Annotated in this window: 13 protein-coding genes; 6 read left to right on the forward strand and 7 right to left on the reverse strand. The window is 59.8% G+C overall.

Annotated features, from left to right (window positions below):
• A partial coding sequence (locus AC3AYF_RS13375) for a TauD/TfdA family dioxygenase (RefSeq protein WP_487779842.1) occupies nt 1-869 on the reverse strand: 869 nt, incomplete at its 3' end.
• Nucleotides 870-1,180: 311 nt separating this feature from the next.
• Between AC3AYF_RS13375 and AC3AYF_RS13380 the strand changes: the two genes are divergently transcribed.
• Both AC3AYF_RS13380 and AC3AYF_RS13385 read left to right on the forward strand, forming a co-directional pair.
• A complete protein-coding gene (locus AC3AYF_RS13380) occupies nt 1,181-2,056 on the forward strand; it encodes a LysR substrate-binding domain-containing protein (protein ID WP_295036486.1) in 876 nt (291 codons plus the stop codon).
• Nucleotides 2,057-2,124: 68 nt separating this feature from the next.
• A complete protein-coding gene (locus tag AC3AYF_RS13385; RefSeq protein WP_295036485.1) occupies nt 2,125-2,565 on the forward strand; it encodes a hypothetical protein in 441 nt (146 codons plus the stop codon).
• Between the two features lie 10 nt (nt 2,566-2,575).
• On the opposite strand, the gene ltaE is transcribed toward AC3AYF_RS13385, so the two are convergent.
• Nucleotides 2,576-3,589: a low-specificity L-threonine aldolase gene (gene ltaE, locus AC3AYF_RS13390; protein ID WP_295036484.1), complete on the reverse strand. Its 1,014-nt coding sequence runs from the start codon at nt 3,587-3,589 to the stop codon at nt 2,576-2,578.
• A gap of 69 nt (nt 3,590-3,658) precedes the next feature.
• Complete coding sequence (locus AC3AYF_RS13395; protein WP_295036483.1) at nt 3,659-4,453, reverse strand: alpha/beta fold hydrolase; 795 nt, start codon at nt 4,451-4,453, stop codon at nt 3,659-3,661.
• Nucleotides 4,454-4,566: 113 nt separating this feature from the next.
• Here AC3AYF_RS13395 and AC3AYF_RS13400 point away from each other — a divergent pair, with 113 nt between their 5' ends.
• Nucleotides 4,567-5,460, forward strand: coding sequence for a LysR family transcriptional regulator (locus tag AC3AYF_RS13400; RefSeq protein ID WP_295036482.1), 894 nt, complete (start codon nt 4,567-4,569; stop codon nt 5,458-5,460).
• Between the two features lie 68 nt (nt 5,461-5,528).
• Here AC3AYF_RS13400 and AC3AYF_RS13405 read toward each other — a convergent pair whose 3' ends face one another.
• On the reverse strand, nt 5,529-6,512 hold the full coding sequence (locus tag AC3AYF_RS13405; RefSeq protein ID WP_487779843.1) for an NADPH:quinone reductase: 984 nt from the start codon (nt 6,510-6,512) through the stop codon (nt 5,529-5,531).
• 188 nt (nt 6,513-6,700) lie between these two features.
• Here AC3AYF_RS13405 and AC3AYF_RS13410 point away from each other — a divergent pair, with 188 nt between their 5' ends.
• The 3 genes from AC3AYF_RS13410 to AC3AYF_RS13420 all read left to right on the forward strand — a co-directional run bounded on the left by AC3AYF_RS13410 (nt 6,701) and on the right by AC3AYF_RS13420 (nt 7,796).
• The gene (locus AC3AYF_RS13410) at nt 6,701-7,003 is read left to right on the forward strand and encodes a winged helix-turn-helix transcriptional regulator (protein WP_487779844.1); all 303 of its coding nucleotides are present in this window, start codon (nt 6,701-6,703) and stop codon (nt 7,001-7,003) included.
• A 146-nt stretch (nt 7,004-7,149) separates the two neighbouring features.
• A complete protein-coding gene (locus AC3AYF_RS13415) occupies nt 7,150-7,446 on the forward strand; it encodes a YciI family protein (protein ID WP_295036479.1) in 297 nt (98 codons plus the stop codon).
• A 5-nt stretch (nt 7,447-7,451) separates the two neighbouring features.
• Nucleotides 7,452-7,796: a hypothetical protein gene (locus tag AC3AYF_RS13420; protein WP_295036478.1), complete on the forward strand. Its 345-nt coding sequence runs from the start codon at nt 7,452-7,454 to the stop codon at nt 7,794-7,796.
• Nucleotides 7,797-7,835: 39 nt separating this feature from the next.
• On the opposite strand, the gene AC3AYF_RS13425 is transcribed toward AC3AYF_RS13420, so the two are convergent.
• The 3 genes from AC3AYF_RS13425 to AC3AYF_RS13435 form a co-directional block, all read right to left on the reverse strand.
• The gene (locus AC3AYF_RS13425) at nt 7,836-8,702 is read right to left on the reverse strand and encodes a sirohydrochlorin chelatase (protein ID WP_295036477.1); all 867 of its coding nucleotides are present in this window, start codon (nt 8,700-8,702) and stop codon (nt 7,836-7,838) included.
• A 298-nt stretch (nt 8,703-9,000) separates the two neighbouring features.
• Nucleotides 9,001-9,894, reverse strand: coding sequence for a hypothetical protein (locus AC3AYF_RS13430; protein WP_295036476.1), 894 nt, complete (start codon nt 9,892-9,894; stop codon nt 9,001-9,003).
• 98 nt (nt 9,895-9,992) lie between these two features.
• On the reverse strand, nt 9,993-10,440 hold a 448-nt coding region (locus tag AC3AYF_RS13435; RefSeq protein WP_487779845.1), incomplete at its 5' end, for a hypothetical protein.

Below are 10,440 nucleotides of genomic sequence, written 5' to 3' on the forward strand. Positions count from 1 at the left end.
GCAGCCAGAGCGAGCACCGGCTCGCGCACGGCGATATCGTGGCCGTCGTCCTGGAAGCGGAAATCGATGGGCGTTTCCGCCAGTACCCGAAAGGCCTCGGGGTCTTCCGCGCGCAGGATCTCGGCGGCGGCGAGGCCGTCGGCAAAGCTGGACTCGCCCCCCTCGGCATCGGCCTCCAGGCAGTAGAGCAACTGGATATCCGGCGGTTGGCGCCAGTTGGGCAGGTCGGTGTGCAGCTCGAGGCCGATCGCCGTATAGGCGGCGTTGTTCGGATTGGGGACCGAGCGCACGTCGAACCGGCCGCCGAAGTTGGTCGAACGCATGGGGCCGATGCTCTCGGTGATGCGTGACACTTCCTCCAGTTCGCACGGCCCCTGATCGAGTATGACCAGACCGTCGCGCAGCAGGGCGGTGGCCCAGCGGCTGCGGCCCTCGCTGCCATCGACGAAGTCGGCATGGCTGACGCGGCTCGGCGTGAAGTGCGTCGGCCACGGTGTCGGTGTCGGCAACAGCGTGGCGAGTTCCTGCCCGGGGCAGCGCTGGTGGAGCCAGCCGGCATCGAAGCGCGACACGTGGCCATCCCGCCAGGTCAGCATCAGGGCACTGGCGTCGAACGCGAACGAGGCCAGCGCGTCGTCGCCATCGAAGCGCTCCCACAGGGGATCGTCGAGCAGCTTGTAGAGGCGTTCACGGGTCAGCGGATGGCGGCACCGGTCGCAGGCGCAATGGTCGCGCAGCCACATCATCGGAAACTGGCCGTTGCGGCCGTCGGACCAGTTCAGCGTCAGGCGGCGCGCCTGTTGCGTCACGCTCTCCAGCGTGGCGGCCGGTGCGCCACTGCCCTGGCGATAGCGGCGCAGTTCGGCCATATCGATGGGCGTCTGGCCCTGACGAGCAGTCAGAGCGTCGTTGAAGGCGCCTCCGGATGACAAAAGAGCGGATGACGAAAGAGCGGATGACAAAGGGCACTTCCTCGATGGCTGTCGCGGCCATCTTCGTGAGTAACGTGTGTTATTGCGTTTCACTAGGATGCGGATTGCTTCCGGCCATGACAAACGATTAATCTGGCCGCTGAGGCCAAGCTCGGCTAATGGCCGGCTTTGGCTATTAGCCCAATGGCTGATTCCCGACAGCGCGATTTCAGCCAGACCCTTTCCGCGAGACGCTTTCAGGAAACGAGATGTCCGAACTTCCCCCGGTACTGTGGCTGCAGGCGTTCGAGGCGGCAGCGCGAACGCTGAGCTTCACCGAGGCGGGGCGTGAGCTCGGCGTCACCCAGTCGGCGATCAGCCAGCGTATCCGACTGCTGGAGGATCGCGTCGGGCAGTCGTTGTTCGTGCGCTATCCACGCAGTCTGGCGCTGACCCCTGCCGGGCAGGCGTGGTTGCCCAGCGTGCAGGGCGCCTTCACCCGCCTCGCCGAGGGCACCTCGGAAGTCTTCGGCCCCAGCCCGGGGGCGCCGGTGACGCTCAGAGCCACGCCGGCCATGCAGCAGACCTGGCTGGCGCCTCGGCTGATCCATTTCCAGCGGATGCACCCCGAGATCACCCTGCGCCTGGTCAGCGCGATCTGGGCGGACGATTTCGGCGCCGAAGGGGCGGATCTGGAGATTCGCTACGGCCATGGCGACTGGAACGACGTGACGGCGGAGTGCCTGGGGGAGGAGCGGCTGCTGCCGGTCTGCTCGGCCGCGCTGGCAGCGGAACTCGAGACGCCCGAGGATCTCGCCGGCAAGACGCTGCTGCACGCGGCGGGATTCGCCGCCGGCTGGCCGCGCTGGCTGGTGGAAGCGGGGTTCGCCGGCCTCGAGCACCGTTGCCAGGCAATGATCTGCGACACCCACGTGACCACGCTGGCGCTGGCCTCCTACGGCGGCGGTATCGCGCTGTCGCATCGCCGTCTGCTCGAGGCCAGCCGCGATCTGGTGGCACCGTTCGATCTCGACATGCCGACCGACGAAGCCTTCTGGCTGGTCCGGCCCAGCCGTCGACAACTGCGTCCGCCGGCGGCGGCGCTGTGGGAGTGGCTCTCCCAGACCAGTGAATCGCCGCCGTGAATCCGCGCCCGGAATCGCGGCGGGCGCTACACTATGCTGACATGGCAGATTCTCACCGGAGGTGGACCATGCGAACGCCCTTCACGCCCGCCAGGCACCGCAATACGCTGACGGCGACCTGTCTCGCGCTGATGCTGGCCGGCACGACGCTGGTCAGCGCTCCCGCCGTCGCCGATGGCGTTTCCGTCGTCGACCCCCAGACCGGCCACCGCGTCAGGCTGCCGGACAACGACCGTGACGGACGCGCCGACTACGTGCCCAAGCGCCTGGACGTTCACGTCAGCCCCGGGCTGACCTATCCGCGGGAAACGCGAGAGCCGCGGCCCAGCGGTGGCGGCTCGATCTGCCACGGCAACGATGGCGGCTCGACCCTCTCCACCGCACGGCGGAACTGCGACCCCAGTGCCCCGGCTGGCGATGGGGGCGCCCAGGATGCCCCTGGTACTTCCACGAACTCGCCGTCGGCACCGACTCGCCCCAGCTCCTCTTCGTCGACTCAGCTCAACTGAGCGAAGCGCTTCAGCCGCGTCTGAAATACTCGCCAACCACGTCGACGACGCGGTCGATATCGGCCATCGAGACATCGCGGTGGGTGACGAAGCGCGGTGCGTAGAGTGCGCCGACCAGGATATCGCGCGCTTTCAGCCAGGCGTGCAGATCAGCCGGATCGAGCGCCGGACGGGTGAACTCGACGAATACCATGTTGGTGGCCTGTGCCGTCACCGTGATGCCGTCGATCTCCGCCAGGCCCGCCGCCAGACGCTCGGCCTTGGCATGGTCTTCCACCAGCGGCGTGAGCTGATGCTCCAGCGCGTATTCGCACGCCGCCGCCAGCATGCCGACCTGGCGCATGCCGCCGCCGACCACCTTGCGCCAGCGCCGGGCCGTCTCGATGAAATCCGCAGCCCCGACCAATACCGATCCCGCCGGCGCACCCAGTCCCTTCGAGCAGCAGATCGAGATCGTATCGAAGGGTGTGCACAGCGCTTTCAAGCTGGCACCGGTCGCCGCCGCCGCATTGCCGATTCGCGCCCCGTCCAGATGCGTCGCCAGGCCGAAGCGACGTGCCAGAGTGGTGGCCGCTTCGACATAACCGGCGTCCAGGACCTGGCCGTGGAAGGTGTTCTCCAGCGTCAGCAGGCGCGTACGCGCGAAGTGCGGATCGATCGGTTTGACGGCGGCCTCGATCTTCTTCAACGGCAAGGTACCGTCGGCCTCGTTCTCGATCGGCTGCGGCTGGATGCCGCCCAGCACCGCCGCGCCACCGCCCTCCATGCGATAGGTGTGCGCCTGCTGGCCGACGATGTACTCGTCGCCGCGCTGGCAGTGGCCCAACAGCGCCACCAGGTTGCTCTGGGTGCCGGAGGGGAAGAACAGTGCCGCCGCCTTGCCGGTGCGCTCGGCAGTATAGGCTTCCAGGTGCGCCACGCTCGGGTCGTCGCCCCACACGTCGTCGCCCAGCGGGGCGTCGAACATCACCCGGCGCATCGCCTCGCTGGGACGGGTGACGGTGTCGCTGCGGAGATCGATCATGGGGATAGCCTTGAGAGGGTTATATGGTAGGCGTCGATGTGTGCTTCGATGACTAGCCCCTAGTATCCATCATCTACGGACTCTGTTGTCCAACTCGTCCAGCCACCGCTGGATATGCCCTGCGACTTCCTTCGGCGCTTCCAGTGGCAACAAGTGGCCGACACCTGCCAGTTCCTGTATTTCCGGGGTCGGTAGAAAGGGCACGAGTCGGTCGGCGAGCACGGCTGGAGGATCCACTCGATCGTACTCAGCGGTCAACAGTAGCGTCGGCACATTGATGCATTGTGTCGTCTCGCTGATGTCCTCGAGCATGGCGACTGCAGGCCAGGCGGCCTTGGCAGCCGGATCGCCGGCCAAACTGTCGGCAATGGCGCGTTCGCGGATCATCCCGGCGAGCGGCGTCTCCGTGAGAACATTATCGAGTGTCTCTTCGACACTCGCGCGGCTGTCGTAGGCCGATTGCATGGCAAGACGCTGAGACTCCGGAACATCCATTGGCAGGGCAGGGGACGATGCCACCAGCACCAGTTCCTTCAGCCAGGCCGGCCGCTGGCCCGCGAGATACTGGGCAATCTTGCCACCCATGGAATGACCGACCAGCACGACATCGTGAAGCCGATAGGCGTCAATCATCCCGCTAACCGACTCGGCCAGGTCCGCAATCCGATACCCACGCCGTGAAGGACCAGACTGCCCCCAACCCGGTAGATCCGGCATCAGGCAATGATTCTGCCCGCCAAGTGCCGTGGTCACGCCGATCCAAGTGCGGCCAGAACCGCCCCAGTAGTGGAGAAACACGAGCGTGCGATGCGCAGCGCCATGCTCCGAGACATGAAGAGTGGCGCCATCCGTTTCGATCATCATCGCTTTCTACATCCCAACATGTACGAGAAGCCGCTATCCTGAATAAGATCGCCAGATGATGGAATGTGGCAAAAATTAAATGCCATCGATCATGAAATGAGGGAATCGGGTTGATGGATCGTTTCCGACAAATCGAAGTCTTCATCGCGGCGGTCGAACACGGCAGCATCGCCGCCGCTGGGAGAGCGTTGGATCTTTCGCCTGCCATGGCGGGCAAATATCTGAGTGCGCTTGAATCGACGTTGGGAACGCGACTCATGCATCGCAGCACCCGCGCGTTGTCGCTAACCGACGCCGGCCAGCAATACCTGGTGGCGTCAGAGCGCATCATCGATGCCCTGTTGGAGGCGGACGCCGAGGCACGCGAGGGCCGCAGCCAGCTTGCCGGGGAGATCCGTCTCGGCGTGCCGCGTGCGTTCGGCACATTGACGCTGGCGCCGATACTGGCCGCGTTCTGCAGGGCGCACCCGCGGATCACGCTGAATCTGCGCACGGATGAGCGTTACGTGGATCTGGTCGATGGCCGGCTGGACCTTGCCGTGCGTATCGGGGAACTCCCCGCTTCGGCTTTGCATACACGCCCGCTCGGGAGTATCCGTATGGGCCTCGGCTGTGCCCCCGGCTTGCTAGCCCCTGGCGCGCGGCGTGATGTTTCGCACATTTGCCAGCTACCACGACTGGTGTTCACGGAGGCCCGCTCGCCCGGCGACTGGATGGTAAGTGACGGTGAAAATGGTGCGCACGTCATCGACGGCCCTGCCGTCATGCGCTCGGACGACATCACCCTGCTGGTTCGTGCGGCGATCGAAGGTCTCGGTATCGTGTATGCGCCCATGTTCGTGCTCGACGAGCCGCTGAAAGAGGGCCGCCTGGTACGGATCTTGGCCGATCACCAGACGACACGACTCGGCCTGCAGATCGTCTACACCGATCGCCACCATCAGCCCGCAAGAGTTCGCGCCCTGATCGACCATCTGGCGGCCGGTTTCCATGAGACTCAGACGTGATGCGGCAGTCGGCGTGGCCTTTCTCCATCAACGGGGTTGGCTCGGGTAGGGCACTCAAGCCTGTCGACTCACGTGTGCACAAGAACTTTCCCAATGACTTGGTGTGACTCCAGTGCCTCGTGGGCAGCGACAATATTTTCCAGAGGAAAATTCAATCCGATTTTTGGAGAATATTTTCCCGCCAATAGACAAGAGGTGATGTCCTTTATGGCTTTCTGCTTTGCCTCGTCAGGCACGTTGTAGATATAGACGAAGCGGAAGACGCATCCATGAATCATGGACTGCAGTAACGGAATGGATAGTTCGTCCATCGCGCTATCGGTGGCATAGGCGCTAATGATTCCGCCTTGAGATAAGCAGGCCAAGTTGGTGGCAAGGTTTGACTTCAAAGCGACATCCACAATATGGTCGACGCCGAGCCCATCGGTTGCTTCTAGAACAAGGTTCGCAACATCTCCCGATGCTCTGTCGAGAACCATATCCGCTCCATTTTCCTTTGCTACAGCAGCCTGATCGGTATTCGTCACCGTTGTTGAAACCCACGCGCCAGCCCATTTCGCCAATAGAGTTGCCGCTGTTCCGACCGCTCCGGCTCCGCCATGTATCAATACCCGCCGACCTTCGAGAGTGCCATCGGAACACAGGCAGCGGTGAGCGGTTAACGCCGGAATGCCAAGCGAAGCACCCACTTCGAACGATACCGCGTCAGGCAAATGAACTGCCTGACTCGACGGTAGTACGACGTATTCTGCCGCCGTTCCCATGGCTCGGCCAAACTGCGCTTCATAAACCCAAACCCGCTCGCCACGTCTGTCGGGCGATACATTGGCGCCGACAGCATCAACAACGCCTGCGCCATCCTGGTGAGGAATGATCCGCGGGTAGGGCATTTCCGCCGAGAATCCGGTTCTCGCCTTGATATCAGTCGGGTTCAATCCGGAAACATGAATGCGTACCCGGACCTCATCCGGACCGGGTTCTGGAGTCGGCAACTCGTCGACAACCAGTACCTCCCGGGCGCTGCCCTGGGCCTCATAGTAGGCTGCTTTCATCAGTATTCTCTCCACGCCCTATATCAGAAATGCACGCGACAAGGCTGTTATCGCTGCGGGAATGGATTCTGGGGGCTTTCATGCACGTTGAAAAGTAGGTACATTGTTTATACATAGGTATAAAATTTATACTAGTGGGCATTTTTTGGACAGTGAAAAATCGAGATATGCACGAGTACCGATGCACTGTGGAAGCAACCGTTGCCGTCGCCGGCGGTAAATGGAAGCCGCTTATCATTTACTATTTATTGAGTGGAACGAAACGGTTTGGGGAGCTTCGTAACCTTATCGGTGGTGTGACTCAACGGTCTTTGACGTTGCAGCTTCGAGAGCTTGAAGCGCATGGCATCATCTCCCGCGAAGTGTTTGCGGAAGTTCCTCCTCGCGTAGAGTACTCACTCACGGAGCTTGGGTTGACGCTTTCCCCTGTGCTTGATGCCATGAAGGCGTGGGGAGACAACTACTTGTCGTGGCAACAGACCGGCGAATAACAGGTGCGCAGATTGATGTCTCGGGTAGAAGACACCTTCGGAAAATATAAAGCCAAGGTTGAGCACTGAGGCCAATTTGCTTGGTCAAGAAAGCTGACGCATGATGCCGATTCTCTCCAATGATCATTGAACGGAAGGAGCACCGCATGAAGCAGTATGCCGTGGTGGCTTACGACTACACCGACGACGACGCGCTCGAGCGCCGGCTGGCCAATCGCGAGGCGCATCTGGCAGGCGTACGGGAGCTAGCCAAAAAAGGGAAGTTCCTCAGCGGCGGCGCGATTCTGGATGATGACGGCAAGATGGTCGGCTCCAACGCGCACTTTCGCTTCGACGACCGCGCCGATCTCGATGCCTGGCTCGAGACCGAGCCCTATATGACCGGGCGGGTGTGGGAGCGAATCGACATTCGCGAAGTGAAGCTCTTCGATCCGAACGCCTGAGAATCATGACCGACGCTCAATCCCTCCCCGCGCAGGTTCGTCATCTTCTCGAGACGGCGCCTCGCGAGACTCTGCCGCTGACCTACCAGCAACTCGCCGAGGCGTTGGGATTGCGACCGCCGCGCACCATCCAGCGCGTCGCCCAGGCACTGGAGAGCACGATGCGCGAGGATGCCCAGCAAGAACTGCCCTTTATCGCCGCAATGGTCGTCAGCCGCCGTGGGGAAGGGCTGCCGGCGCAAGGCTTCTTCGATCTCGCGGTGGATCTGGGGCGGTTTCCCGCCGACCCGGCGCAATATGCCAAGGCCTGGCGGCAGGAGTTCGAGCGCGTGCTGGCGGCGAAGGCATAGGCGTACGCTGCTAACTGTCGATTCAAACCGAAGCGCGGGTCAGTCGTCCTTGGCGCCGATCGCCGGCAATTCCATCAATAGCGGCCCACCGGCCAGCGCCTGCTGCAGGCGAGTGGCGAGGAGTTCCAGGATGGCATCGTTCTCGCCCACCAGCCGGGTCGTCACGACGTTCAGGCCAGGGGCGCGGGACATCGCCTGGGCGCAGATCTCGGCAATATCGCCACCTTCGCCGGCGTGTCGGCCCGGGGAAAGAAACAGCATGGACAAAATCACGTCGCCTTCGGCTAGCTCCGGTGAGGCCAGCAGCGTCTCCAGCAGTGGCTCGTTAAAGCGGTAGGCCTCGCCCTCGCGGCGCTCCATGGAGGCAAAGGTCACACACTCGGCCTCATCGGCCAGCAGCGCGCTCAATTGCCCGGCGAGATAGTTGCGCACCGCCGTGACCTCGGGGATCGGGCTGCCGTGGTCGACCAGCACGACCTTGGGCCGCGATAGGCCGGCCATTCGTTCGCGGACGTTTTCGGCGAGAAGTTGCGCCAGACGCAGGTCCGGCGCCAGCAGCGTATCGACCAGCGGCGGCGCGACCTTCACCGAGAGCTGCGGGTAGCTGGCCTGCACCTCGGCCAGACGCTCCGGCAGGTAGCGGGTCAGCGCCTGGCTGGGCCCGAAGAAGAAGGGCAGGATCAGCAGCTCGGTCACGCCCTCGGCCGCATATCGTTCGGCCAGCGGCCCCACCGTGATCGCCTTTTCCCCACCCAGTTGCTCCGGCGGAATCTTGAACGAGTGTAGTAACGATGCGGCCTCGACCGCCTCGCCCGTGGCCTGGCTCAAGGCGTCGGCAAGACGACGCAGGTTGAGCGTCGCGGTGGGGCGCAGGGAACCGTTGTCGACGAGCAGAATCTTTCGCATGGGGCCTCAAAGCTGGCGCAGATGGGTGTCAAATCAAGCCTTTCGCGGCAAAACGAGCCGATACGAAACCAGCATAACCGGGTTTTCCCGATAGGGAAAAATAGCCAAGCGGTGGGCCGATGGCGCTCTGGTTTTCCCTATCGGGAAAGTGGGTAGCTTTTTGTATGGTTTGATCAGGTGAAATAGCTAGTTGGTCCGCTTTCGGCCAAGAGCGGACGATCAGGCAGAAAAAATATAACGTCCGCGACACCGGTAAAATTTGAGCGTAGCGGTAATTTTATACGTGTGCTTGCGGTTGTTAGGCATTTCGCAGTTCTTCAACATACATCTTGCCAAGTATTACGGCAGCAAGACACTTAACAACTTGCCCTTTAACTAGTGGTGCCTTTGTTTTTCCAGTGTGTGCTATTTGATTTCTGAGGCTTGCAAGCTGAACAAGTGATTCAAACATTTCTGGTGGCATTGCAGGGAAATTTTTAGTTTGGGCAATTAGAGGAATCAATATTTTTAGAGTCGGCACATAACTAACCCCGCTTTTGAAAAATTCTTTAACATTACTCTTTGTGCTAATAGCTAACAATGCTTCTTCTGTATATCGCATAACATCAAATTCTATTGTAGTGTTTGCAGGTACTATAGAAGTGATTAGATCACCACTAGAGTACTCCTCAAAAGCATCTACGAGTGACTTAAGGGACACATTCTCCAATGAATCTTGGTTAATCCATGTAACCATAATAGATAACGTTGTAGGGGATGCCTCATCAGTTTGAAACTTAGCAGGATATAAAATCACCTGATCTTTCGGCGCTCCACGGTATGGAGAGTTGCCATGAAATTCTAGTGGAAACAAACCTTGGTTTTGCGGAGTATAGTTGATATGCAAGATTCTCGACCCCGCAGGAATGCCATAATCTTTGAATCTTAGTGTAGTTGAAGGATTTACATCCAAAGTTATGTTGAAAATTGCTTTCTCGGCACCGACGAATGCATAAACATCGTTATAAAAGAAGTTTTCATCGATACAGCCAGAAATCACCTCAAAGACATCATATTCCGCGTGGCACTGCGCACAGGTAGGTTTCTCGTTGTTCAAATAATTGATGAATACATGCTTATTCAGTTCTACCAAAGGACAACTACACTTAGGGCATCTTAGGCCCAATGCAATATTTGGAATTTGTTGCCGCATAGTTAAATCCTCATCTGCCTAATGCCGCTATAACGGGCCGTGCGTAGCGAGGTCTAGGGCACAAAGTGCCCGAACGTTCATGGCCTTGTTATGTGTTTTTACTCGGCACATTCAGCTATACCCTCAATTAAGTACTCCCAGATTACTCCTGAATCATATTTCCCACGCGCAAATCCAGCCGCAGGAAGCTCCAATATTATATTGTCAAATCCTGACCAGTATCCGGCCCATAGCCTATCAATATCTTCAAGCATCGAAACTTTATAGGCATGCCTGGCCAACGAGACATGCTCCATATTCACTTTAGCTATCCTTGTCAGCGGCCAATCCTTTAACCTGAATTTCTGAACAGTATCCAACGGCCACCCGTATTTTCGCGATACTAACTCGCAGGTTTCTAGGTCGCCAAAGGCATATAGAGCTGACAGTCTGGATGGGTATAGAGGATGATGTCTCTCTCTGAAGACTTCAGCATCATATTCAATGCGGTAGTCATTTATCGCTGTTAGAAAGTATGGAGATACCCCTAAAACGTCGTTACTGCAC

The sequence above is a fragment of the Salinicola sp. genome (assembly GCF_982684285.1).

Bases quoted from the DNA above. Each gene is read 5' to 3' on its own strand.
- AC3AYF_RS13380 (WP_295036486.1), top strand. From the start codon at position 1,181: ATGTCCGAACTTCCCCCGGTACTGTGGCTGCAGGCGTTCGAGGCGGCA.
- AC3AYF_RS13385 (WP_295036485.1), top strand. From the start codon at position 2,125: ATGCGAACGCCCTTCACGCCCGCCAGGCACCGCAATACGCTGACGGCG.
- ltaE (WP_295036484.1), bottom strand. From the start codon at position 3,589: ATGATCGATCTCCGCAGCGACACCGTCACCCGTCCCAGCGAGGCGATG.
- AC3AYF_RS13395 (WP_295036483.1), bottom strand. From the start codon at position 4,453: ATGATGATCGAAACGGATGGCGCCACTCTTCATGTCTCGGAGCATGGC.
- AC3AYF_RS13400 (WP_295036482.1), top strand. From the start codon at position 4,567: ATGGATCGTTTCCGACAAATCGAAGTCTTCATCGCGGCGGTCGAACAC.
- AC3AYF_RS13405 (WP_487779843.1), bottom strand. From the start codon at position 6,512: ATGAAAGCAGCCTACTATGAGGCCCAGGGCAGCGCCCGGGAGGTACTG.
- AC3AYF_RS13415 (WP_295036479.1), top strand. From the start codon at position 7,150: ATGAAGCAGTATGCCGTGGTGGCTTACGACTACACCGACGACGACGCG.
- AC3AYF_RS13420 (WP_295036478.1), top strand. From the start codon at position 7,452: ATGACCGACGCTCAATCCCTCCCCGCGCAGGTTCGTCATCTTCTCGAG.
- AC3AYF_RS13425 (WP_295036477.1), bottom strand. From the start codon at position 8,702: ATGCGAAAGATTCTGCTCGTCGACAACGGTTCCCTGCGCCCCACCGCG.
- AC3AYF_RS13430 (WP_295036476.1), bottom strand. From the start codon at position 9,894: ATGCGGCAACAAATTCCAAATATTGCATTGGGCCTAAGATGCCCTAAG.